The sequence below is a fragment of the Sporomusa sphaeroides DSM 2875 genome (genome assembly GCF_001941975.2).
Taxonomy (GTDB): Bacteria; Bacillota; Negativicutes; order Sporomusales; family Sporomusaceae; genus Sporomusa; species Sporomusa sphaeroides.
The window spans coordinates 3,913,370-3,938,199 of sequence record NZ_CP146991.1 but is presented as its reverse complement, the minus strand read 5'-3'; the positions used below and the strand labels follow the sequence as shown (position 1 = coordinate 3,938,199).

The window sequence follows — 24,830 nt, the reverse complement described above, 5'->3', positions numbered from 1 at the left end:
GGACAGGACACAACAGGATGGTTCTTTTGTGTTCGGACAAAGAAGCGCAGGATATCTTGACGGAAGTATGCGAGGTTCAAAAGCGCGGGAGAACCGTCCCGTTGTGCTGCTATAACAGCTATACTTCTGTTTACCATACGGCTATTGACAGTATTATTTAGCCTGCTTTGTGGTCAAAGGTATTTGAGACTATTGTAAACGTAGAGGCTGCTAGGTTCTGGGGAATTTATAACGATTCAGGTAAGCTATATGTTGTAGGAAGTAATAGAATACACATATTTGACTCTTTGCCAATAGGGTTTGTAAGTCCGGTTAAAACTTTGAGTACTGGAATTATTGATACCTTTACTCAAATCGTCTAAACCTTGGAGTATAGGAGGTAATACTACGACAAATCACGGAAAAACATAAACAGCAACAACCGCCAATGACATCCCAATAGGGTGATGTTGGCGGGAATATTTGGATAGCATAAGAATGTAAAAAAGTTTGCAGGACAGGTATTGTGCCAGACAAGCGGCCACAGTACCTGTCCTTTGCTTTGGCGTTTACAATAACACACATGAAGTGGGGGAAGAAATGGCTCTATATAGCAAGAAGTTACATGTGCAAAAAGCGGGAGTGGTAACCGATATTAATCTATATACTACTCTGAGCGAAACAGGCAATTCGGCATTGGCAATTAAAGATGGGGAGGCAGCCGTATATGCAAAGTTAGGGGCAGCTACCGATGCGCTGGCCTCACCGCTTAGAGTGCGTAAAAACGGAGAGACATACGCGGTGCTGAAAAGTGCTGTTAAACCGGGAATTGCACCATTGTTTGCCTTTAAATTATCATACAGCAATTATATGAGCGGCTATGCTGGCGTTATCTATGGTGATAGAACCGAATCGCCAACTACCTTTACGTCCAGCGTCAAGGTTACGGGCTTAAATGGCGATGGTGCTGTTTTTAGTTTTTTACAGGGTGATAAGAGCCGTTTGGTGCTGCGCCAATACAATTATACGCCTTATCCACCGCCGAATAAGATCATAGATCCGGTTGTATCTTCTTGGATACCGTCACTAATCGATGCGAATTGGAATAGCGTGAGCAATCTGCACACGGTCACCACCAAGGGTAATCTCCTCTACGCTACCGGCTATGATTTGGGAAAGATTGCTGTTGTAAATATGAATAGTGGTTATGCTCAAATGACACATAATTACCGATTTCCGACAGCCTGGCCGGAAATTTTTTTGCCTACTGGGGCTGAGTGCCATGGTGAAGGTTTAACGGTCATCGGCGATTATCTGTATGCGCTTTTTTCCGTCAATCCAAATGGTGGTTATTCAGTGTATTCCGACAGTATCGTTACGAAATTCTATATTAACAGAATTACCGGTTCTTTGACTTATAGCAGTCATTTAGAAGTCGGCAAAAATGCGTTTACCTTGGAACCTCATAATGGAAAACTTTACGTCTGCGCCCTGGGCGGTATGCAAAATGCCGGCAGTTCCAATCCGGAAACTTGCTTAGATATTATTGATTTGGCAACCTTCACTAGAACAACGGTTTCTAAAGCGTACGGGATGCTCGGTGATATTCGCAGTATTACGATTGCCGACGATAATCATGCCTATATTTTTATGGGAAATTATGATAATTATTATGGCAAGATGATAGGAAGTGTTTATTACACTTCTATTGCTAATATTACTGCACCTACTTCTTGGTCAAAGGTAACAGACATTAATAATTATGGATATCTTTGGGGGGTTTATAATGACTCCAGTCACCTCTGGCTTGCAAGAGGGAATTTTATTGATATTTTTGAATCCTTGCCTGTTGTGGCTGCCAGTCCTATTAAAACTTTTAGTTTTAATTTTAATTTAAATCTTAATTCTGTTACCCCAGTTTTATAGTATAAATCGAAAGACAAGAATACTGGTGGGCATTGATGGTTTACTAAGAGTCATGTCCGCACGAAATGCCTCTGTTAAAGCCTTGGTTTATAACCGACTTCATGGTTTGGACATGGGGACGGTCCTGTTTTATCAACTTGCCCGAGAGTCAGTCTATATGAATCCTATGAAAGGACATAAAGCGTGGTATTCTAACGATTTCGTAAATTGAACTTAGCCTAATCTTAACACCTCTAGTGTCAGCATAATTTTACTGTACTGTACTATATTAGTGGAGTGATAAGATCCAGTATTGCAGGATACAGTAGAAATACAGTTGTAAGGTATTGGGGAAAGGTCATATGATTGTCGGTAAGTTAAGCTTGTGGTACTCGAAAAAAAACGTAAAAAATAATGCTCACAGAACAATGCGTAACAGGATAACAGGAAAAACGGTTTTAAAGTGGAAGTAGAAATATATAATAAGTACTACGTTAGGGTGCAGCTTAAGTGGGTGATAAAGTGTTGCATGACAGCCAGCAATATATTCGTAGCGTTCAATTGCTGCGGGATAAGGTCAGGCGGTTTGATGCCTATCCGTTTTGTTTGCCTGCGATTTCCGGCCTGCATGAGTTGTTGTTTCATCCCCGGGTCACGTTTATTGTGGGGGAGAACGGTACAGGCAAGTCGACTCTGCTGGAGGCGGTGGCAATTGCCTGGGGTTTCAATGCGGAAGGGGGAACAGCCAACTTTACTTTCACCACGCAGGCATCTCATTCTGACCTCAATGAATACATCCGGCTGGTCAAAGGGATAAAACGTCCGCGCGATGGCTTTTTTCTGCGGGCGGAGAGTTTCTATAATCTGGCGACAACCATTGAGCAACTGGATGCGGCAGGCGGTTTGGGCAGGCGGATTGTTGAATCCTATGGCGGGAAATCTTTGCATCAACTGTCCCATGGTGAATCTTTTTTCGCTGTGTTCCAAAACAGATTTGGCGGTAATGGACTGTATATCCTTGATGAGCCGGAAGCGGCTTTATCGCCTGTCAGGCAGATGGCTTTGCTGACGCGCTTGCATGAACTGGTTAAGCAAGACTCACAATTTATTATCGCGACACATTCACCCATTGTTATGGCCTATCCGGACAGTATGATTATTCAGCTGACGCCGCAGGGCCTGTGTCAGATTGATTACCGGCAAACAGAGCATTATCTGGTCATGAAAGAATTTGCCAATAATCCTGAAAAGATGTTAAAAATCCTAATGGAAGAATAAATAGAGTTGAAGAACTGGAAATGCAAAAAGGTGGTGCCTTGGGGACGTGTCATGGGAGGAATTGGCATTCTCAGCCCGAAAGTTGTATGGGCTAGGATGGAATAAATGGCAAGGCGGTTACTCCATCCCCTAGACATCAAAAGGTTTTGAGCATATACTAAGAGTAATATAGGGTTTTGAAAGAAGGGAGCGATTAAAATGAATGACTTTATGGATTTGTGTCTTAAGAGACAAAGCTGCAGGAATTTTGCGGATCAACCGGTAGAACGCGAAAAGTTGGTCAAATGTGTTGAGGCGGCTCGCCTGGCCCCCTCTGGCTGTAATGGACAACCCTGGAGTTTTGTTATTGTGGAAACCCCGGAAATTGTGGGTAAGATCGCAGAATGCACTCAGCAGCTTGGAGTAAATTCCTATATTTCCCAAGCAAAGGCTTTTTTTGTTGTGGTTGAAGAACACGCAAATTTAATGCCCCAGCTAAAGAACCTTGTGGACAGCCAATATTTCGCTCCCGGCGATATTGGATCGGCGGTTGCCTATCTTTGTCTGGCAGCCGAATCACAAGGAATCGGTACTTGCATCTTAGGCGTTTATAACAGAGAGATAATCAAATCATTGCTGAACATTCCGCAGGAAAAACATATAGGCGGGTTAATTGCAGTTGGATATCCGGCAGATCCTACGGTACGAAAAAAATCCCGCAAACCATTGGAAGAAATCCTCCGGTTCGTTTAAACACCCGGTCACCTCACTTCTCCACAAGAAAAGCCCCTGTTAAGGCCTTGGTTTATAACCGGCTTTAACAGGGGTTTTTTATTTATATACTGTCAGGCAGCTCTTACACTCTTACGTCAGTGCCACCACAACATAAGCGGCGGCAACCAGAATAACTTCCAGGAAGGCAATGGGCCGTAAGGTTTTGAGGAAGTCGGCCTTGAAGTAATCCAGGGTCACCAATAAACACAGGTGGGCCGGGGAGAGCATTTGCCCGGCGGAGCCGGCGACAAAGCAAAACATAACCAGGTTGATATCACCGGGGGCCAGCGCCAGCAGGAAGGGGAAGGTAATTACGACAAAGCCCTGGGCGGTGCCTGTCAGGATACCGCCGGCAAAGGCAATGGCGCCAATAATGACGGCATTGGAGACGGCTAAGCTGTTAAGTAATGTGGCGATCTCCTGAACGGCGCCGCTTTGCTGTAAAATGTGCTGGAAAAACAGAATGCCGGCAATACCCCACAACAGCTTGCGGTCAAGGGCGTGGCGCAGCATTGCGCTGACTTCCTGCAACGGCTGGCGCAGAATCAGTGCCATGGCGGCAACCACCAGCCCCATGGATAGGGCTGCCGATAATTTTAGGAATACAATCAGCACAAAGTTAACCAGAATAGGACCTGTCGCCAGCGCGATATAACGGTAGCCGGTATCGTCGATGCCGCCGGAATCAGTGGCAGCCGCCGTCTGGGGTGTGATCTGCCGGCTTTTGAGCGGCGTAATAAAAAAAAGCCAGCCAATGACTAAGGAGAGGGCGGTGACCCATACCATATTGGCGATCAGTGCGCTGAGCGGTATGCCGGAAAGCTGGCTGGCCAGGAGCATACTGGTGAAAATAGGATTGCTAAACTCCCAGACATGGCGGAACCAGTAGTTAATGGCTGTCTTGGTTTCGGCTTTCAGATTAAAAGGCTTACTCGCGCTTTCTACCAGCGGCGCGGAAAAAATGGCGCCGCCCAAGGAGGGTAAAAATCCGAGAAAAGCAGGCATCAAGGGCAGCAAAATCCGGTCACTGCGCAGCAGCCGGCGGGAGGTTACCATCAGGCCGTCGATAATGCCGCTGGTTCGCAGCTGGTGTTCAAGACACATGACAAAATACAGGGCAAAGAGTATTTCCCAGGTGCTATAATTGCTGACCAGATTCTTTAGGGCGGCGCCTAAATGCTGTAAGGTAAGACCGGATAAAACGAACAGCAGGCCGGAACCGGCCAGCATAGCATTGCCCATTTTTACTTTACGGTTAAGCAGAAAAACGATAAGTCCCAGGGTGAGGAAAATTTTTAGTACGGCAAACATGATAAAACAACAACTCCTACATCTCAATAAGTGTGAACACTGCATTGTTCACCGGCCCTGCCGGAGGGAAGTATTGCGGTTTATGTACTTATATTAGTCCTAATCTGCTGGCATTTCAAGGATTAATTACTATTTGTTCGGTTACGTCAGGCCTGATTGATGCGGGGCACAGGAAGCTGCGCGCAAAGGAAAAAGGGATATTCGCGCCCAGGCGGGGCAGCGAGTATCCCTTTGGTATTACCAGGCACTATTTCACTTTGTTGATTTGCAAAGAAGCGGCTATTTTGGCGTTTAACCTAAGCAGTTGTTGAACCGAGTCGGGGTCAAAACCGTAGGCCTGGGCGGTTGCGATTACTTCGTGCCAGGCTTTGTCCACCGCCGGAGCATGGTAGTCGCCGGTGGTCTCATAAAACCTGCCGTCTGCAGCCGTCTCCTGTTCCGGGGTACGCCCGACAAGCCAGTCGATGCTTACCCGGAAATAATCGGCGATGCGGCATAGTGTGGCAATATCCGGTTCCCGGCGGTTAACTTCCCAGGAAGCCAAAGTGGAACGTTCGACCTTAAGAATGGCTGCCAATTCTTCTTGGGTTAATTTGCTTCTTAATTGTTTGATTTTTTCTCCGAGAGTTCTCATAAGCCACGCTCCTTACTTACTGCTTACAATAACGCGCTTACGCCCCGGATTCAATTATTGTGTCCATAAGACAATAATTGGAAGGGATTTTGGGAACGATTGGCGAAAATTAGTGTCGTAAAGACACTAATAAGGCTTGGATACAAGGGGGCGTTTGTGGTGGAGGTAATTTGGCCAAAGGCGAGCGAGGATGAGTCAGCTAAAAGTTCCCGCCGGGAGCTGATTGGTCGCATGGCTATCGGAGTAGCGCATGAAATTAGAAATCCACTGACTGTGATTAAAGGTTATTTACAGCTGCAAGAGAAAAAATCAACATATTGCAACGGTGACTCATTACGTATTATATATCAGGAAATACACCAGATAGAAACAGTAATAACCAGTATGCTGTCCTTGGCTCAGAATAAGGCGATTAACAGGATACCGGAAAATCTCAACCACATACTTGCGCACCTGTATCCAGCTGTTCAGCAGGCTGCCGCCAGGAACGGCATTATCACCGAATTGCTGCTGCCCGAACATTTGCCGAGGCTGGCCTTGGATGCCGCCGAGATAGGCGAGTTGGTGCTGCATCTGGCTTATAACGGTATCGAAGCCATGCAGCCTGAGGGCAGATTAACCATCGGTGCAGAGCAAACAGCCGGCACAGTTACTTTATATGTGCAGGATGAAGGCAGCGGCATTCCGCCGGAGCAAAGGGAACGGATTTTTGAGCCGTTTTATACCACAAAATCAGGCAATACCGGTCTGGGACTTGCCATTAGCCTCAGTATTGTCGAAAGGCATCAGGGGAAAATTGAAATAGTCTCCGGCGCGGGAGCAGGCAGCGTCTTCAAAGTCATGTTCCCGGTCCTGGAGCAGTAAGCGGGAGCTGCGGTACAGGATATCCCGTTGCTCCTTTGTGGATAACATGGTAATATATAACACAACTAATGCAGGGACGGTGAGTAATATGGAGTATGTAATGTCCCGGCTAACCGCCGGTGCCTATGTAATTGCTGTTGAGGATACCACTACCTGGGATAGTATGACCTATAGCAACCTGTATGTATTGCAGCAGGACAGCCAGGTTATCCTGGTGGATGCCGGGCTGAAGGCTTATCAGCCGCTTGTGGTTGCGGCGCTGGCCGAAATCGGGATACAGCCGGCGCAGGTTACCCATGTGCTCTTGACCCATGGACACCGTGATCATGTCGAGGGGGCCGCTTTGTTTACCAATGCCCGGAAATTTATCCACAGCGCTGACTGGCCCATGCTGGCATCACCGCTGGCCGCGCAGGTCGCCCAATTTACTCCGCAGGCTGAGGCCGGCACATTTGCCGTCCCAGGCCTTAAGGGGCTGGAAGTGGTGCTGGTCAATACCCATTCGCCGGGTTCGGTGGCTATCTACGATCACCGCTCGCAGGCGCTGTTTGTGGGCGACTTTTTCTGTTACTTTGGCGAAGCTTTGCCTGAGGGCCGGCTGGTTACGAATAGTGAGGCTATTAAGCGGGGATCTTGTCAGTATGTGGCCGGACAGGCGGCTGCCGGCGGGCAGGAATTTGCTGCTTTTATGCAGGGACTTAGCCGGCTGCTTGCTTACCGGCCTGAATTTTTCTGCACCGGGCATGGTGTCGTTCTGTGCGAGGATATTCACAGCTTCTTACACAACATGTGGCAGAGTGGCACCCAACCCGTAAAGTCGAATAAAGGATAAAGGAGAGATATTTCATGGATTTTACTTTTGCTCACAATAACATCAATGTACTTAATCTGGAGAAAAGTATGGCTTTTTACCAGGAGGCGCTGCAGCTTACCGAAAGCCGGCGTATTGAGAAACCGGGCTTTACCATCGTGTATCTTGGCGACGGCCAAACACCGCATAAGCTGGAGCTTACCTGGATTAAAGACCGAAAAGAGCCGTATAAGCTGGGCGAAAACGAGTTTCATCTGGCCTTTACCACCAATGACTTTGACAAAGCCTACGCGCACCACAAGGCTATGGGCTGCATTTGTTACGAGAACAAGGAGATGGGCATTTATTTTATCTCCGATCCTGACGGATATTGGCTGGAAGTCCTGCCTGCCGGGTTTTAGCATAGCGCAGGCTGACAGACCGGTTTATTTGAAAAGAAAATTTGAGCTTATCCATAAAGGCTGGGACAGTGATTGTTCCAGCCTTTATGTTTTTTTTATATGAATTTCTAATTGACTTTTTGTGAAACCTATCATAGAATAACATATGAACATATAATCACATGATGTGAGGTGGAACTGCCATGAAGGCAATAGAGAAAGACAATAGAGATATTTGCGAAGACCGTTGTGTTCATCCTCAGACTGTGTGTCTGGCCAAAGCCGCCATGCTGAAGGACGACAAGGTGCAGGATTTGGCCGAGATGTTTAAAATACTGGGCGATCCGACGAGGATTAAAATCCTGCACATATTATCCAGAGGCGAGATGTGTGTATGTGATATTGCTGAAACGCTGGGGATGAACCAGTCGGCGGTATCCCATCAACTGCGCACACTGCGCGGTGCCAGACTGGTGAAGTTCCGTAAAGCAGGCAAAGAAGCCCTGTATTCCCTGGATGATGATCATGTAATCTCCCTAATGTGTCAGGGATTAGAGCATATTTCTCATGAAGATAGGAGGTAGGAAAATGGAAAAACAAGATGACATTCATTGCGGCTGCGGCTGTTGTGGGGGAGAGGCAGCCGCGGCCGTCAGTGAAGGCGGTGTTGCCGCTCTTGGTAGTGATAAGTTGATTCAGGCCACTTTTTTGGTTGACGGGTTAGATTGCGCCGATTGCGCGGCAAAGGTGGAAAAAGCCGTTCGCCGCCTTACCGGGGTGGTGGATGCGCAGATGAATTTTGCCGCCGCGAAACTGAAGGTGAATTATGATGCTGCCAGGCTGGCAGATGTTGATATTGAAAACGTGATTACCGGCTTTGGTTATCGCGTGGGCGTGAGTCCGGCGGCGCAGGCTGCGCCGGGGTATCAAAAAACGGTCTTCCGTATCTCCGGCTTAGACTGTGCCGATTGTGCGGCTAAACTGGAGAAACGCGTTGCTGCCGTGTCCGGAGTGCGTGCGGTGCAGTTGAATTTTGGCACCGGCAACATGGCGGTAGAGCATAGCTGCCAGATCAGGGAGATTATCCAGGCCGTGGAGCAGGCCGGTTATGAAGCGGTTGAGGGCAGTGAACCGGCAGCGGCGGCTGTTGATAAACAGGCATGGTGGCTAAAGCCGCGGATGCTGGCCACCCTGGTGTCAGGTGTTCTGGTGGCTGGTGGTATGGTCATGGATTGGATGGCAGTAAATGAACAGGCGACAATCACCACCTATGTCCTGGCCATGCTGATCGGCGGTTATCATGTGGCCAAAAGCGGTTTGTACGGACTGAAAAGCATGACCATGGACACTAACTTTCTCATGGTAATTGCCGTTACCGGCGCGGCAGCCATTGGTGAATGGAGCGAGGGGGCGACCGTAGTCTTTCTCTTTTCCCTGGGAAATGCCCTGCAAGCCTATACCCTGGATAAGACCCGGGATTCCATCAGGGCGCTCATGGAGCTTGCGCCGCGCGAGGCTCTGGTAAAACGCGATGGCGAAGAGCTGCGGCTGCCGGTAGAAGCGATTGTTGTTGGTGATATTATTATTGTTAAGCCGGGTGAACGGATTGCGATGGATGGCACGGTGGTGAGCGGGATGTCTGCGGTCAATCAGGCCGCGATAACCGGCGAATCCATGCCTGTGGAAAAACAGGCCGGCAGCAATGTATATGCCGGTACGGTCAATGAGCAAGGGGCTCTGGAAATTGTAGTAGACAAATTGGCGGAAGACTCCACGCTGGCCAAAATTATGCATATGGTGGAGGAAGCCCAGGCCAAGAAAGCTCCTTTGCAGCAAATGGTGGATGTTTTTGCGAAATACTATACCCCGGCAGTCATCCTTGCCGCCGTAGCCCTAACCCTGGTGCCGACGTTTGTATTTCATGAACCTTTTGATGTATGGTTTTACCGGGCGCTGGTCCTTCTGGTTATTTCCTGCCCATGCGCGCTGGTTATTTCCACACCGGTGTCCATCGTATCAGCCATTGGCAACGCTTCGCGCAATGGGGTGCTGATCAAAGGCGGCGCCTATCTGGAACAAATGGGGAAAATCCGGGCGGTAGCCTTTGATAAGACCGGTACGTTAACGGTTGGCAAGCCCAAGGTGACTGATGTGCTGCCGGTGATAGGCCTGGCGGCGGAGGAGCTGCTGCGTACGGCGGCAGCGGTGGAAAAGTGGTCGGAGCATCCGCTGGCTGAGGCCATTGTTGCTCACGCAGGCAATCATAACCTGCCGCAGGTCACTAATTTCCAGGCGCTTGTCGGCCGGGGCGCCCAGGCTGAATTTGACGGGCAAACCGTATATGTGGGAAATGCGCGGCTCTTTGAGGAATTAGGCCATGAGCTTACTGCGCTTGAAAATGATTGGTCGCTGCTGGAGGCTCAGGGCAAAACCGTGATGCTGGTGGGAACTGACAAGGACGTTTACGGCATGCTTGCGGTAGCCGACGTCTTGCGGGATAACAGCACTGAGGCCGTGGCTGCCATCAAGGCTACCGGGGTGGAGCAGGTGGTTATGCTGACAGGCGACAATAACCGGGTGGCGGGCGCCATCGCCGGGAAACTGGGTCTGGACGCTTTCTATGGCGAACTGCTGCCTGCCGATAAAGCGACAACCTTAACAAACATGGCCAGCCAATATGGCAGTGTGGCCATGGTGGGTGACGGGGTAAATGACGCTCCGGCCCTGGCTACAGCTGATGTGGGTATCGCCATGGGGGTTGCCGGTTCGGATACGGCGCTGGAAACCGCAGATATTGCGCTGTTATCGGACGATTTGAGCAAGCTTTCCTATGTCATGAGACTCAGCCGCAAAACCGTGTCCATTATCAAACAGAACATTAGCTTTTCCCTGGGGGTTAAGCTGCTGTTCGTTGTGGCTACCTTCTTCGGCTTTGTCAATCTCTGGCTGGCGGTGCTGGCCGATACCGGAGCGGCTTTGCTGGTAACGCTGAACGGCATGCGTCTGGTACGTGAGATCAAGTAATTTAGAGCAAATAAGACAACCGGCACCCTGATCAGGGTGCCGGTTGTTATTTGGCTGGCTAAGCCGATTAGTAGGTTTCCACAAACACTTCGAAGTGTGCTTGCGGATGGGCGCAGGCCGGGCACAGCTCGGGAGCCTGTTCGCCTGTGTGGATATGACCACAGTTGTTGCATTTCCATTGAACGGCAGCAGGTTTTTTGAAGACAGTGCCTTCCACGATATTGTTATACAGTTTTTTGAAGCGGTTTTCATGGTGTTTTTCCACTTCGGCGATGTTGCGGAAAATCGTGGCAATAGCCGGGAAGCCTTCCTGGTCGGCAACATCGGCAAAGGCGGGATACAGGTCGGTCCATTCTTCATTTTCGCCTTCGGCGGCAGCCTTAAGATTGGCTTTGGTGTCGCCCCAGGCTACCGGATAGTCGGCCTGGATGTTAACCATTTCGCCGTCTAAGCATTCCACCAGAAACTTAAAGAAACGCTTGGCATGTTCTTTTTCGTTATCGGCAGTCTCGGTGAAGATGTTGGAGATTTGTACATAACCTTCTTTTTTGGCAGTGGAAGCATAATAGGTGTAACGGGTTCTGGCCTGTGATTCACCCGCGAATGCTTTCATCAGATTTTCTGCAGTTTTAGTTCCTTTTAATGATTTCATACGGATCCTCCTCATGTTTTACGCTTAAGATGGTAGAAAACCGCCGGAATTCTTATTGACAGCATGGTTTTCTAGTATAATAGTTACTACAAAGTAACCGAAAATCCTGCCGGCAGCCTGAAAATAATCTGGCGGCAAAGCGGGAGGAGAACCAGGGATGGGCAGCGAATCTTTCAGGAATTCGCTGAAAATAGGTTTGCCGGATAGTTTAGCCGGAGTATCTTGCTGTGATCCTGCAGTTGGCATATAAGGAGTGATTATCAATGCAGGCGATCGTTATTGGGATTGCAGCCTCGCTGTTTTTTGCGTCCACTTTTGTGCTGAACCGGTCAATGGACCTGGCCGGTGGCAGCTGGATATGGAGCGCTGCCTTGCGCTATTTGTTTACAGTGCCGTTTTTGCTGCTGCTGGTTTTGTCCAGGAACAATCTGCAGGCATTGATTGCCGAGATGAGAGCCCGGCCTGACGCGTGGCTGCTATGGAGCACCGTCGGGTTTGGGCTGTTTTATGCGCCTTTATGTTTTGCCGCCGCCTACGGTCCGGCCTGGCTGGTGGCGGGAACCTGGCAAATCACCATTGTTGCGGGGTGTTTGCTTGTACCGGTTTTCTTTCATAAAGCAGTACCGCAAGGCGCCGGATTCCTGGGGATTCCGCTAAGGGAACTGGCGACATCCCTGTTTATTTTACTGGGGGTTGTGCTTATTCAAATGCAGGCAGCCCGCCACACTGCCCCGGGTGATTTGGCGGCAGGCTTTTTTCCTGTCCTTATTGCCGCTTTTGCCTATCCACTGGGTAACCGGAAAATGATGGCGGTGTGCCAGGGAAAACTGGATGTGTATCAGCGGGTATTAGGTATGACCCTTGCCAGTATGCCCTTTTGGCTGCTGTTGTCTGCTTACGGTACTGTAACCGTCGGTTTGCCGGACTGGAATCAGATAGTACAATCGCTGCTTGTTGCCGTGTGCTCGGGGATTATTGCGACAGTACTGTTTTTTTACGCCACCGACCTGACTAACGGGGACGCTAAAAAGCTGGCTGCTGTTGAAGCCACCCAGGCAGGTGAAGTGGTGTTCACTATTTTGGGTGAGGTAGTGTTTTTGGCGGCGCCAATACCTTCAGGCTTCTCTTTGGCAGGTATTGCCGTGATCATTGCCGGCATGGTGGCACATAGCATCAACTCTCATAAACAGTAAAAACGGCAATGCTGTGTCAATTTAGAATTTTTTCATAATGGGCTATTGCGCTGCCGGCCGGAATACGTTATACTTTTAACAAATGCCGATCCGAAGATTGGCTCTGTCAGTTGTATTAATATTAGCGAGAACTGAATAGGTAAGACATATCCACGAAGGGTAACCGGACTACATTGTCCTGCCCTTCGTGGTTTTTTATTTTGGGAGGTGTAGCGGATACTGTATTTTAGCTTTGAGAAATAACGGGAAAAAGGAGAGAAACACTATGTTGGAACAACGTATTGAAAATTATTGGGATGGACGTGCTGACAGCTACAACGAAGTGGTACAACGGGAAATGGCCTGCCGGAAAAAACAGGCCTGGGAGTCACTTTTGCGCAAGTATGCCGGGGAGCAGGATAATCTCAGGGTATTGGATGTGGGAACCGGCCCGGGATTTTTCGCTATCTTACTGTCCGGACTTAACTATTCGGTTACTGCTGTTGATAAATGTGAGGAAATGTTGCGACAAGCCCGGAAAAATGCAGCCTTGGCAGGAAAGACCATAAAATTCCTGAAAGCCGACGCGCATGCCGTTGATTTGCCTGACAGGAGTCTGGATTTGATTGTATCCCGAAATGTAACCTGGCTGCTGCCTAACCCGCTGGAGGTGTATCAGGAATGGCACCGGCTGTTAAAACCAACAGGCAAAGTACTGGTTTTCGATGCTAACTGGCATTTGCATCTAAGTGATCCGGAGCTTCAGGCTGAGCATGACAGGTATGTAGCGTTAGCCATGGCAAAAGGCTACAGGCACAATACTTCGCCTGCGCAGCAGCAAGAGAATGAAGCCATTGCCCGCAAGTTACCGCTGACCTATGAAAAGCGTCCGTTATGGGATGAGCAGGCTTTCCGCCGATGCGGTTTTCAGCAGGTAGTAATTGAAGAAAATATCAGTCCCCTGGTTCATGATGAAATGGAACAACTGCTGTATGCGCCCACCCCGATGTTTGCCATTTGCGCTTCTAAGTAATTTAGTTTTGGACTCAGGGACAAGGTGTGAGCCCTTTGGTGGAAGGGGAAACGGCTGTCAAGGGAGGGGGAAGCAAGGGTTGTGCCGATAAATTTTTTTATCCATCGGGGTATTTCCTTTATTATTTTATTGTTTGGCATTTCCCTGGTGGCTTTTGGCCTCATGGCGCTGGTGCCGGGGGATACACCGGAAATGATACTGACCTCTATCGGAGTGGAGGCGCCGCCGGAGACTGTAGAAGCCCTGCGGCAACAACTGCAGCTTGAAGATCCGGTATATGTCCGGTATGGGCGCTGGTTAGCCCGCGCGCTTCATTTGGATTTGGGCATATCCTACCGGACAGGCTTACCGGTTGCGGAAGAACTGGGCAATAGACTGGCGGCTACGGTTCAGCTGACCATGACTTCACTGGCGTTTGCGTTGCTATTTTCTGTGCCGCTGGGTGTGCTTACGGCACTGTATCCAAAAACCTGGCTTGATCTAATCGGGAGAATTACGGTACTGACCGGTTCGTCTATTCCGAACTTTTGGCTGGGGCTGCTCCTGGCCTATGTGTTTGGTGTGCAATTGCAATGGCTGTCCATCGCCGGTGCCGGTGGCTGGGAAGGGTTGATTCTGCCGGCAGCCACGTTGGGTTTCGGTATGCTGGCGGCATATACCCGGCTATTGCGCGGCAGTATGCTGGACGCCCTGTCCCAAGGCTTTATCCGGGTGGGCAGAGCCAAGGGGCTAAAGGAAAAGTGGCTTATCGGCCGTCATGCGCTCCGGTATGCCTTGCTGCCGGTTTTGACCTGGTTTGGTATCAGTATCGGGCAGTTATTGGGCGGGAGTGTTGTGGTGGAGACCTTATTTTCCTGGCCGGGGTTGGGGCGGTTTGCGGTGGAGAGTATCCAGGGACGTGATTACCCGGTGATTCAGGGGTATGTTCTCTTTTCGGCCCTGGCGGTTGTCACCGTCAATGTAGTGGTCGATTGCCTCTATTCCTGCCTTGACCCGAGGATTCGCTTAGGAGGTGGGCGGGAGCAATGAAACAAAACCTTTGGTCCGGGTATTGGCAGCGTTTAAAGCATGATAAAGCAGGTATCTGCGGCTTGCTGATACTGCTGGCTTTTGCCGGTATGGCGTTAACGGCTCCATATTTGTCCCTGCATGATCCGCTGGCAGTGCAGCTTGGCGCCCGGTTGCAAAATCCCAGTGCCCAATATCCTTTCGGCACCGATCATCTTGGCCGCTGTATTTTCAGCCGGGTGGTCTATGGTGCGCAGGTTTCTCTTGCGGCGGCAGGTATTGTGCTTGTCAGTGTACTTGTCATCAGTCTGCCGGTGGGGATGTTTTCCGGTTATACCGGGGGTATAGCTGATCAAATCTTTATGCGCATTGTCGACACTATCCTGGCTTTTCCGCTGCTGATATTAGCTCTGGCCATTGCCGGTTTTCTCGGAGCCGGCCTGGTTAACGTCATGCTGGCACTGGCGGCTGTATGGTGGGTCAGTTATGCTCGCATTGTGCGCGGTTTGACGCTGGCAGCCAAAGAAAAAGATTTTGTTATGGCGGCCAGGGCAGCGGGGACCAAAACAATACCCATCTTATATCAGCATATTTTACCGCATGTTCTGGGGACGGTGATTGTGCTGGCAACTCTTGATATGGGAAAACTGATTATGGCGGTAGCCGGCCTTTCTTTTTTGGGACTGGGAGCCCAGCCGCCAACACCGGAATGGGGCAGCATGCTTAATGACGGCAGACCTTATTTTCAGGCGGCGCCGCATGTCATGCTGTTTCCGGGGCTGGCCATTGCTATGGTGGTATTATCCTGTAATCTTTTTGGCGACGCGCTCCGGGATGCGCTCAATCCCCAGGGCATGACAGAATAGGCCGGGAAAGGAATGGGTTATGGCACTGATTGTTGAGGATTTACGAACCTATTATTTTCAGACAGATAAGGTGATTCCGGCCGTTGACGGGGTAAGCTTTGCCGTGTCGCCGGAAAAAACGGTATGTTTGGTAGGGGAAAGCGGCTGCGGCAAATCGGCGGTGGCGTTGTCCCTGCTGGGACTTATTGAACCGCCGGGAAAAATTGTGGCAGGCCGGGTCAGCCTGGACGGTCGCAATCTTTTAACCCTGCCGCCTGAAGAACTGCGGTTGTTGCGGGGGCAGGATGTTGCTATTATTTTTCAAAATTCGTGTTACTCGTTAAACCCCTCGCTGACCATCGGTATTCAGCTGGCAGAGACGGTACTGTCACATCGGGAGGTTAGCCAGTCTGCCGCTAAGGAAATGGCTGTTGATGTGCTGCGGCGTGTCCGGCTGCCCGAACCGGCTAAACTATATGACCGTTATCCCTTTGAGCTAAGCGGTGGTATGCAGCAGCGGGTAATGATCGCTATGGCGCTGTTGCTGAAGCCCCGGTATCTGATTGCCGATGAGCCGACCTCTGCCCTGGATATCACTACCCAGACCCATATTCTTGACGAATTAATGGAACTCAAAGAGCAGTACGGCGCAGGCATGCTGTTCATTACCCATGATTTGGCGGTAGTTGCCGAGATTGCCGATGAAGTGGCAGTCATGAATCAGGGAAAGATTGTCGAATACGGATCAGTCTTTGAGGTGTTTCAAAATCCTGCGCACCCCTATACCAGGCAGTTATTGCAAGCCGTTTAACTGCAGGGAGGATTGCTTGGAGGTGAGAAAATGTGAGTCAGCCTTTATTGAAAGTGTCTAACTTAAAAAAGCATTATATCATTCGGGATCGTCTTTTTGCCAAAAGGAGAGTACTGGCGGCGGTAGACAATGTTTCCTTTGCGGTTGGCCGCCGGGAGACGCTGGGGATTGTGGGCGAAAGCGGCTGTGGCAAAAGCACTTTGGCACGCTGTCTTGTGAGTCTGGAGAAAACGACAAGCGGTCAAATTCAGTTTGACGGCGTAGAGCTAACTGCCGCCAGCCAGGAAGAACTGCGGCAGCTGCGCCGCAATTTGCAAATTGTCTTTCAGGACCCTTATGCGGCGCTCAATCCACTCCGGACGGTGGGCGAGAGTATTATCGAGCCGCTGCTCAATTACAATCCTGGGGACAGCCGGGAACTGGAGGAAAAGGTAGAACAGCTGCTGACTGTGGTAGGACTTAACCCGGAATATAAAACCCGCTATCCCTATCAATTCAGCGGTGGACAACTGCAGCGCGTGAATATTGCCCGCGCCCTGGCGCTCAATCCGGCCTTGGTGGTATGCGACGAAGCGGTATCCAACTTAGACAGCATTGTGAAAACACAAATTGTGGATTTACTCCTGAGGCTTCAGGACGAATTTAGCATGTCGTATATTTTTATTACCCATGACCTGCATGTGGTCAGGCGGATAGCCGACCGTGTGGCCGTTATGCTGGGAGGGAAAATTGTTGAAGTATTACCTGCCGGCGAATTAGCTGCGGCCATTCATCCGTATACCCGCTATCTACTGTCATCCACTCTTTCCGGCGACCCTCGCAGACGGCGGCAGCGCAAGCCGGGGACTCAGCTTACCGGGCCGGCAGGCAATGGCAGTGCTGCCGTGTCCGGCTGCGCGCTGCAACACCGGTGTCCGGAGTTTTGTGAGCAATGTCATGTCGAGGAACCGATCTTAAAAACCATTGGTTCCATCCATCAGGTGGCCTGTCATTTAATTGGATAAAGGAGGAGATAGCTTGTCAACAACAGCGATGCAAAAGAAAATGTGTTTATTCGTGCTGCTGGTATTTGCGTTAACCGCACTGGCCGGCTGCGGCGGTAAGCCGGCCAGTGCCCCGGCCAATACCACCTTAAAGGTGGGGTGGGATTTTGAGATGCCAATTGCCGATCCGGTTAAATCAGGGTATTTTCTGGTTCGGAGCGGCATTATGGAAACTTTGGTTGCGGTGGATTTTGACGGCAGGCTGGTGCCGGGGCTGGCACTGGAATGGCAGGCCATTGACGCCACCGCCTGGAAGTTTACGCTTCGGCCAAATGTAAAATTTCATGACGGTTCTCTTATGACTGCCAAAAGTGTCAAGCTGGCGGTGGAACGGTTTGCCGAAACCGCTAAAACCATTCCGCTTGACAGTATTGAGATTGTTTCCGACCACGAAATTCTTATAAAAACCCGGAAGCCTGTGGTGGCACTACCTGCTTACCTGGCTACGCCGGAGTCGTCAATCTATGGCGAGAAAGCCATGGTGGACGGAAAATTTACCAGCCTGATCGGCACCGGCCCCTATAAATTTGTGCAGGTAGCGCAGGATAAAAGCATTGTCACCGAGGGGTTTGCTGAATATTGGAAGGGTGCACCGCACATAAAACAGGTCATTAACCGTCATTATCCTGACGCGCAAACCCGGTTCATGGCGCTGCAGTCCGGTGAAGTGGATTTTATCCGCAATGTCCTTCCGGCCAATGCCAAGCTGCTCCAGGGCAATGCCGGCTATCAGGTGGCGGTTAGCCCTGTGGGGCGGGTGCGGGTTATCTATTTTAATACTGAGCAAGCCGGGCTGGCCGATCACGAGGTGCGTCTGGCAATCAGCCATGCTCTTGACCGGGAGGCTATTGTTAAAGACGTTTTGGGGGGATATAGCAAAGCAGCCGCCGGGATGTTCCCGGAAAACCTGCCATGGGGCAATCCTGCCATCAAAGCCGGTGAACATTCTGTCGCCACAGCCAGGGCCTTACTGGACAAGGCAGGCTGGGTGGACAATGGCAGCGGTATCCGGGAGAAACAGGGCAAAAAGCTGGAATTCAATCTGATTACCTATAGCAGCCGCCCGGAGCTTCCTGATATAGCCCTGGTTGTCCAGGCACAGCTTGCCGCTGTGGGCATCAAGCTCAACATTCAGGTGGCTGATATCGGCGTTGCGGAAAAAGCCATGGTATCAAAGAATTTTGATATGGTACTGGTGGCACGCGGACTGGCCTTTACCCCGGACCCGTCCATTGCTTTTGAGGATTTCCGCTCAACCAGCATGTCAAAATACCGGCCCAACTACGTGAATAAGGAACTGGACAGCTTGCTGGAAGGTGCTTTAAGGGAAACCGACCCGGCTAAACGTCAGGCTGATTATTATCAGGCGCAGGAGATTATTGACAAGGAGATTCCGGCCATCTTCTTGAATTATTATGTACATGTGGATGCGTATAAGAAAACATTGCGGAATTTCCGTATCCATCCCACGGAAGCTCATGTATTGACAAGTGATTTGCAATTTCAATAATATAAATGGGAGGCGACATTCCATGCTACAAGAGGACAAGCTTTATAATGTATGGTGGCAGAATCGCACCGAGGGCGAGCAGCAAATGGAAGACCGGCATCTGCGTGGCTGGCGGGAAGTGATTCACCTGATCCAGGAACAGGATCTGTCCGGAATGACGGTACTTGATTTTGGCTGCAATCAGGGCGGCTTTTTACGGCACCTTTACCAGGTCAAACCGTTTAAGGAGGGCATGGGCATTGATTTGGCGCAGGAATCGATTGCTGTTGCCAACGCGCGCAAAGGGGATTTGCCGTTAACCTATGTTGCGACAACTACGCCGGAACAGTTTGTCAACCGGTTTGACCTGGCTGTCAGCCAGGCTGTTATCTACCTGATTAAAGACCTGAAAACCCATGCCTGGAAAATCAAGCAGCTGTTAAAGCCGGGCGGGGTCTATTATGCCACCTACACGGATTTGAACGATAATCCCAGTTTGCAGCGTTTTACTGAATGGATTAACCGGAACAGTCTGGTAGAATCCAATGCCCATACCCTGGATTTTATTGCCCAGACTTTTGCTGCCGAGGGGTTCCGGGTGGAGCTTCAGCGCCGCAGAACACAGGGATTTATTGACATTTCCCGTGAAGAAGACGGCTTTTTATGTATTGCCGACAAAATGAAGGCATCTTATGAGCAGTCTTATATCTTCCGGTTTGTATTGACGGAAAAGTAGGCAATCCACCCCTGGCAGGTGGCCGATGATTGGAGGATATGATATAAACTATCATGCTCACTATGGATATAATGTTAGCATTAACCGATGTTCTTTCTATGTGGAAAATAGCTCTGCCGGCCATGTTCCTGGGGTGTTATTGCGGTGTTGTGCTTAGAACCGGCAAGTTTTTCCGCTTTTTCAGCAAACTCACGCGGCCGATGACCGCCCTGGGGAAATTGCCGGAAGCACTTGGACCGTTTTTTATGTTATGCTTGTTAAACCGTTTTGCCGCCAATGCCATGCTGGCCGATTTTGGCAAAAGCGGCGCGATAACGAACAATACCCTGATGGCTGTGTATGTAATGGGGTCACTGCCGACAAGCATCTATTTTTCCGTTTTTTATTTTAGTCCTGTTCTGGTTACCTCACTGGGGTGGGAGCTGGGGCTGTCGTTTTTTTTCATCAATATTGGGATAAGCTCCCTTGCTACCGTAAGCGGCTTTGTCTGGAACAGGCTGCTGGCCAAGAAAAATGGGGCAGGGCAGTGGCAGGAGCAGCAGGAAAACTGCGCTGCAGCGGCAGATAAGACTGACCTGATTGCCGCAGGCCGGAAAGCCTTCCAGCAGTTTTGGGATATTGCCGTGGTGTTTATGCCCATTACGCTGGCCTTCGGCTTCCTCATGCATACGGACTTTATTAAAGACCTGATCAACGGGCTTGACCCTTTCCTGCGCTGGTTTAAGCTTACGGCTGCCGGGGTGCTGGTCATTATCGCCGGGATACCTACCATGATTGCCGCCATTGGTGTGGCCGGAACCTTGCTGCACAGCGGGGCGCTGGCTCCCCAGGATGTTATCTTTGTCCTGCTGGTTGCCTCGTTTTTTCATAATGTTTATTATGGTTTATCTCAGGTATTGCCTGCTAATCTTTCTATTTTTGGCGCTAAAAACGGGACCACGGTTACCCTTGTGGGGACAGGCATTCATCTGGCCATGGTGGTTGCGGGGGCCGGGGTCGCGCTGTATCTGAAAAGCAGCTGACAGGGTAGTGCCTATTTCAGCTGCTTTGTATTCAAACCAATAAGGATTATGTTGTTATTGTAGTAAATGCAGCTAAGAAAGCTGTGGGGTAACTGTTTTAAATAAGTGGAATAATGTAATAATGTGAACCAATAACCATGAAGGTATTGCGGTTAAGGACCGTAGTTCTTTGTGGTTTTTATTTTTTTGGGGGTGGTGCTTAAGTTATTAGCAATAAGTTTGCGTATAAGATAATCTGTGGAGGTATTATGGAACTTATTACTAGCAGCATTGAGTTATTCAAAAAAGGCGGTCTGGTAATGTATCCGCTGCTTGTATGTTCACTCATGGTCGTAACCATTGCTGTTGAACGCTACCAGTATTACCGTAAGGCGGCTACAGACATTAACAAACTGTTGACTGAAGTGACGCCCAAACTTGACAAATGTGATTGGGCTGGAGCGCAGCGCGTGTGTGAGACTGGCGGCGGTGTAACAGCTGCCATGCTGGCGCGGGGTTTAGGCAATATTCACTTTGATGCCTGTGATTTAGAAAGCACCATGACCGGTTTTGCGGCTCAGACTGCTGCGAAACTAAGAGAAAAGCTTGGTTATCTTGATACCATTGTTACCTTGGCGCCGCTTTTGGGTTTATTAGGTACAGTTGTCGGGATGATTTCATCCTTTAACATCATGACAATTCAGTCAGGCCAGCCGCATGCCATTACCGGCGGGGTGGGTGAAGCGCTGGTGGCTACCGCAGCCGGGCTTTGTGTAGCCGTTATGGCCCTTACTGTACATACTTACTATACTCACCGGCTTGATAGGATTATTACCGGCATGGAACAGGGCGGTGCCGTATTAATTGAGGCCAAGAGACGGAGTGACCGACGTGAAATTGCGTAGTCTGAGAGTAGAACGCCAGCCCAAGCTGATGATTATTCCGATGATTGATATTATTTTCTTTTTGCTGGTGTTTTTCATGATGAGCACTTTGTATATGGTAGAGCAGCGGACCTTGCCTGTTAGTTTGCCCCAGGCTTCGGCAGCACAGGCAGATGTGGCGAAAAATGTCGCTATTACCATTGCGCGGGACGGTGCGGTTTATGTTGAACAGGAACAGATTCCGCCTGAGCTATTTAAAGCCCGTATCCAAGCCCAGTTAGCCCGCCAGGCAGATTCCGCGTTTGTTTTGCGGGCAGATAAACAGGCTGAATATGGCAGGGTTGTCCAGGTTCTCGACGAGCTTAAGGCGCTGGGTGTGAAAAAGGTAGCCGTAGCTACCGAACAGGCACAGAGGTGAAGGTTATGCCAGAACAGTTATATTGGCGGCGTGCCCTGGTTGTTTCCTGTTTTATTCATTGTTTGATCTTTGTCGGGGCCGGCTGGCTGGGAGGCAGTGTATTCAGCAAGGTGGCAGAACCTGAGTATATTGAGATGGAGCTTATCAGCAGTGTGACTGCCCCGGAGCAGGCTGCCGCCGTGCCGGTGGCTATGCCGCGGGAGCCCAATGCTGCAGTGCAACCAACTGCGCCGGTTGACGTTCGTCCGGTGGCCGCCGCTCAAAAGCCGGTAGCAAATGTGGCTGCCAGCGAGGTTGTAACCGAGAGCTTTAGTCCGGCAGCCGAAGCGGCTGCGCCGGCAGGCAGTGGTTCAGGCGAGGCGGCGCCAGCGTTGGCAGGGGCAGGGGCAGGGACCGGCGTAGCGGCTCCGGCACCCGGAAGGATATCAGCGCCACAGATCTTAAGCAAGGTTGAGCCTGCCTATCCGGATGATGCCAGACAAGACGGATTTACCGGCACGGTGGGCGTAAAAATTGAGGTGCTGGCAAATGGCCGGACCGGAGAGGTTCGTCTGGCGCGCTCCTCCGGCCGGGGCTCTATGGATGAAGCAGCCCTGCAGGCTGTCCGCAAATGGCGGTTTGTACCTGCCAAGGACGAAGGCAGCGGACAGGCTATTCGGTGTTTTACCACCTTGACGGTTGTGTTTAAGCTGAGATAATTGTGCAAATTTAGGATTTTTATTTGGGAAAAAAGCTGTTAAGGGAGAGGGTTATATGAGATTTAGCAAGAAGGTACTTGCGGCTGCAGCGGTAGCCGGCATGATGTTTGCAGGGACACCGGCAATCGCTCAGGAGATACCGACATTTAGTCTTGAAGAGATTATTATTCAGGCTGACGGTGCGCAAACGGATAATGCTGATACGACAGTCAGTGTTAAAACGGTAAGTCCGGGGAAAGCCTCCAGTATTCCTGAACTGTTAAGAGGTTCGGCCGGTATTGATATTCAACAGCGGGCAGGGGTCGGCGACAATCAGGACGGAACGGTTAAGCTCAGGGGATTTGATGCCAGGCGTTATACTGTATTGCTGAATGGAAGGCAGATTAATGTTGCCGGAGTTATGGGCGGCCAATATGTTGACTGGACGACAATTCCACTCAATACTGTTGAGAAGATCCAAATTATAAAAGGCGGCAAGTCGGCGGCGCATGGTAACACTTTAGGCGGGGTAATTAATATTATTACCCGCGATAAGGGGATAAACGGCGGCGAAATTAATATTTTGTCAGGCAGTAATGGGCGATATGACTACTTATTTAATTATACCGGATCGGCCGGACCGTTAAATTTTAATATCATTGCCAATAAAACCGGTTCAGATGGTTTTCTTCGCAATAATGACTATGATGCCAAACAATATGGTTTAAGGCTGAATTACGATATTACGCCAAGTGACAATATTGCAGTCGGACTGAATAGAACTGAGACTAAACGCGGGTTTATCGTGGCAAACCGGCCAGGTGCAGGAGCAGGCTATGATCCCGGGTTTCCCATCAGCGACGGCGAAAGTATGTCACCGCCACAGCCGATAACGGCGACCACTCCCAATCCAGGCTCCTTCTGGGAAAAGGATAATACCTATTATGATCTTGCTTATAAGCATTCTACCGAAACCGGATTCTGGCGGATAGATTACTGGAAGAATGATGAAAAACGCCGGGAGGTTAACTATAATACCGCCGGACAGATAATACTCGATCGCAGCCTTGTCAGTGATGAATCAGACAGCTTTGGTTTCTCAGGACAGGAAACCAATAACGGTCACACGATCGGCTATGGCGGCGAGTATAAGCGTTTGCGTTATGGATACGGAGCTTTTGCTGTGCGGCCGCCGGGTGCAGGTGATATATATCCCTCGCAGAAAATAGATTTATGGGGGGCGTATATTGACGATACTTTCAAGCTGAATGATCGCTGGTCAGCGTATCTGGGGCTTAGATATGACCATTTATCAGCGAAAAAAGATGATGCAGGGGCAACAGCTATGCGCGACTATGATACCGATGCCTTATCGCCAAAGCTGAGCCTGTCGTTTAAGAATAATGAACACACAACCACCTTCTTGTCGGTTAACCGTCTGTGGCGTGCACCATCAATGGCTGAATATTATTGGTGGAGCAATCAGTATAATTCTGCTGTCGCCAGCCCCGGGTACCGGAAACAGCTCAAACCGGAGCAAGGTTACAGCTATGAGATTGGCGCTGAACAAAAAGTCAGTGAAAAATACAATACCAAACTAACGCTATATCATCAGGATATTAATGATTATATCAATTTCCAGCATGTTAACCCATTCTGGTGTTACAACATTGATAAGGTTAAAGTGTGGGGTGCTGAATGGGAGAATAGTTATAAATTTGATGACAGCAACAGAATTGTGCTTAACTATACCAATCAACACACTAAAAAAGTCGGCACAAACAATACCAACGCCGGCTTGGCCGAAGAATTTGATTTCCGGCCGCGGCATAAGGTTTCACTTGGCTATCAGTATGATGCCAAGCCCTGGCAGCTAAGGTATAATATCAATTTTGTCAGCTCACAACAAGGCTTATACAACAACAATAACAGCAGGGGAGAAATTGGCGGCTATACCACTCATAATCTGGCCGTGGTCCGCGAACTTGATAAGAGCAGAACGATAAGCCTCTATGTCGATAATATCTTTGATAAACAATATGTAGAGCAAATTGGTTATCCTATGCCCGGACGTTCTTACTATGTCAGTCTTACGCAAAAGATATAGCCGGTGAGAAGCTGT

General features: G+C 49.7%; 23 protein-coding genes and 1 pseudogene. 21 read left to right on the top strand and 3 right to left on the bottom strand.

What is annotated here, in order from left to right; genetic code table 11:
- The first annotated feature begins 579 nt into the window (after positions 1-579).
- The 3 genes from SPSPH_RS18265 to SPSPH_RS18255 all read left to right on the top strand — a co-directional run bounded on the left by SPSPH_RS18265 (position 580) and on the right by SPSPH_RS18255 (position 3,894).
- Positions 580-1,905: a hypothetical protein gene (locus tag SPSPH_RS18265; protein ID WP_075757877.1), complete on the top strand. Its 1,326-nt coding sequence runs from the start codon at positions 580-582 to the stop codon at positions 1,903-1,905.
- A gap of 489 nt (positions 1,906-2,394) precedes the next feature.
- Positions 2,395-3,162 (top strand): AAA family ATPase, encoded by a 768-nt coding sequence (locus SPSPH_RS18260; protein ID WP_233139205.1) that lies wholly within the window; start codon positions 2,395-2,397, stop codon positions 3,160-3,162.
- A 198-nt stretch (positions 3,163-3,360) separates the two neighbouring features.
- Positions 3,361-3,894: a nitroreductase family protein gene (locus tag SPSPH_RS18255; RefSeq protein WP_075757876.1), complete on the top strand. Its 534-nt coding sequence runs from the start codon at positions 3,361-3,363 to the stop codon at positions 3,892-3,894.
- A 111-nt stretch (positions 3,895-4,005) separates the two neighbouring features.
- Here SPSPH_RS18255 and SPSPH_RS18250 read toward each other — a convergent pair whose 3' ends face one another.
- Entirely contained in the window at positions 4,006-5,226 is a 1,221-nt protein-coding gene (locus tag SPSPH_RS18250; RefSeq protein WP_075757875.1) for a DUF401 family protein, read from the bottom strand.
- Positions 5,227-5,473: 247 nt separating this feature from the next.
- Entirely contained in the window at positions 5,474-5,860 is a 387-nt protein-coding gene (locus SPSPH_RS18245; RefSeq protein ID WP_075757874.1) for a helix-turn-helix domain-containing protein, read from the bottom strand.
- 159 nt (positions 5,861-6,019) lie between these two features.
- Here SPSPH_RS18245 and SPSPH_RS18240 point away from each other — a divergent pair, with 159 nt between their 5' ends.
- The 5 genes and pseudogenes from SPSPH_RS18240 to SPSPH_RS18220 form a co-directional block, all read left to right on the top strand.
- The gene (locus SPSPH_RS18240) at positions 6,020-6,724 is read left to right on the top strand and encodes a two-component system sensor histidine kinase NtrB (RefSeq protein ID WP_075757873.1); all 705 of its coding nucleotides are present in this window, start codon (positions 6,020-6,022) and stop codon (positions 6,722-6,724) included.
- A gap of 88 nt (positions 6,725-6,812) precedes the next feature.
- Positions 6,813-7,556, top strand: coding sequence for an MBL fold metallo-hydrolase (locus tag SPSPH_RS18235; RefSeq protein ID WP_158027113.1), 744 nt, complete (start codon positions 6,813-6,815; stop codon positions 7,554-7,556).
- Positions 7,557-7,570: 14 nt separating this feature from the next.
- Positions 7,571-7,936: a VOC family protein gene (locus SPSPH_RS18230; protein ID WP_075757871.1), complete on the top strand. Its 366-nt coding sequence runs from the start codon at positions 7,571-7,573 to the stop codon at positions 7,934-7,936.
- 266 nt (positions 7,937-8,202) lie between these two features.
- On the top strand, positions 8,203-8,499 hold the full coding sequence (locus SPSPH_RS18225) for an ArsR/SmtB family transcription factor (RefSeq protein ID WP_233139209.1): 297 nt from the start codon (positions 8,203-8,205) through the stop codon (positions 8,497-8,499).
- Between the two features lie 124 nt (positions 8,500-8,623).
- Positions 8,624-10,939, top strand: a pseudogene (locus SPSPH_RS18220) (heavy metal translocating P-type ATPase); the annotation flags it as partial.
- 67 nt (positions 10,940-11,006) lie between these two features.
- Here SPSPH_RS18220 and rbr read toward each other — a convergent pair.
- Entirely contained in the window at positions 11,007-11,591 is a 585-nt protein-coding gene (gene rbr, locus SPSPH_RS18215) for a rubrerythrin (RefSeq protein WP_075757869.1), read from the bottom strand.
- A 263-nt stretch (positions 11,592-11,854) separates the two neighbouring features.
- Here rbr and SPSPH_RS18210 point away from each other — a divergent pair, with 263 nt between their 5' ends.
- The 13 genes from SPSPH_RS18210 to SPSPH_RS18150 all read left to right on the top strand — a co-directional run bounded on the left by SPSPH_RS18210 (position 11,855) and on the right by SPSPH_RS18150 (position 24,815).
- Entirely contained in the window at positions 11,855-12,784 is a 930-nt protein-coding gene (locus SPSPH_RS18210) for a multidrug resistance efflux transporter family protein (RefSeq protein WP_075757868.1), read from the top strand.
- Between the two features lie 265 nt (positions 12,785-13,049).
- Positions 13,050-13,796 carry a class I SAM-dependent methyltransferase gene (locus tag SPSPH_RS18205; protein ID WP_075757867.1) on the top strand — a complete coding sequence of 249 codons (747 nt, stop codon included), beginning with the start codon at positions 13,050-13,052 and terminating at the stop codon, positions 13,794-13,796.
- Positions 13,797-13,877: 81 nt separating this feature from the next.
- Complete coding sequence (gene nikB / locus SPSPH_RS18200; RefSeq protein WP_198931048.1) at positions 13,878-14,825, top strand: nickel ABC transporter permease; 948 nt, start codon at positions 13,878-13,880, stop codon at positions 14,823-14,825.
- Positions 14,822-15,670 carry a nickel transporter permease gene (gene nikC / locus SPSPH_RS18195; protein WP_075757866.1) on the top strand — a complete coding sequence of 283 codons (849 nt, stop codon included), beginning with the start codon at positions 14,822-14,824 and terminating at the stop codon, positions 15,668-15,670. Before nikB ends, nikC begins: the two co-directional genes overlap by 4 nt.
- Positions 15,671-15,689: 19 nt before the next feature.
- Positions 15,690-16,460 carry an ABC transporter ATP-binding protein gene (locus SPSPH_RS18190; protein ID WP_075757865.1) on the top strand — a complete coding sequence of 257 codons (771 nt, stop codon included), beginning with the start codon at positions 15,690-15,692 and terminating at the stop codon, positions 16,458-16,460.
- Between the two features lie 32 nt (positions 16,461-16,492).
- Positions 16,493-17,464, top strand: a complete 972-nt coding sequence (locus SPSPH_RS18185) for an ABC transporter ATP-binding protein (protein WP_075757864.1) — start codon at positions 16,493-16,495, stop codon at positions 17,462-17,464.
- A 13-nt stretch (positions 17,465-17,477) separates the two neighbouring features.
- Positions 17,478-19,013: an ABC transporter substrate-binding protein gene (locus SPSPH_RS18180; RefSeq protein WP_075757863.1), complete on the top strand. Its 1,536-nt coding sequence runs from the start codon at positions 17,478-17,480 to the stop codon at positions 19,011-19,013.
- 22 nt (positions 19,014-19,035) lie between these two features.
- Positions 19,036-19,728: a class I SAM-dependent methyltransferase gene (locus SPSPH_RS18175; RefSeq protein ID WP_075757862.1), complete on the top strand. Its 693-nt coding sequence runs from the start codon at positions 19,036-19,038 to the stop codon at positions 19,726-19,728.
- Between the two features lie 98 nt (positions 19,729-19,826).
- Positions 19,827-20,750 (top strand): hypothetical protein, encoded by a 924-nt coding sequence (locus tag SPSPH_RS18170; RefSeq protein WP_158027112.1) that lies wholly within the window; start codon positions 19,827-19,829, stop codon positions 20,748-20,750.
- Positions 20,751-20,998: 248 nt separating this feature from the next.
- Positions 20,999-21,634: a MotA/TolQ/ExbB proton channel family protein gene (locus SPSPH_RS18165; protein ID WP_075757860.1), complete on the top strand. Its 636-nt coding sequence runs from the start codon at positions 20,999-21,001 to the stop codon at positions 21,632-21,634.
- Positions 21,621-22,031, top strand: coding sequence for an ExbD/TolR family protein (locus SPSPH_RS18160; protein WP_075757859.1), 411 nt, complete (start codon positions 21,621-21,623; stop codon positions 22,029-22,031). The genes SPSPH_RS18165 and SPSPH_RS18160 overlap by 14 nt, the downstream gene beginning before the upstream one ends.
- Before the next feature lie 5 nt (positions 22,032-22,036).
- Complete coding sequence (locus tag SPSPH_RS18155; RefSeq protein ID WP_075757858.1) at positions 22,037-22,729, top strand: energy transducer TonB; 693 nt, start codon at positions 22,037-22,039, stop codon at positions 22,727-22,729.
- Between the two features lie 55 nt (positions 22,730-22,784).
- Positions 22,785-24,815 (top strand): TonB-dependent receptor plug domain-containing protein, encoded by a 2,031-nt coding sequence (locus tag SPSPH_RS18150; RefSeq protein ID WP_075757857.1) that lies wholly within the window; start codon positions 22,785-22,787, stop codon positions 24,813-24,815.
- Positions 24,816-24,830: the final 15 nt, after the last annotated feature.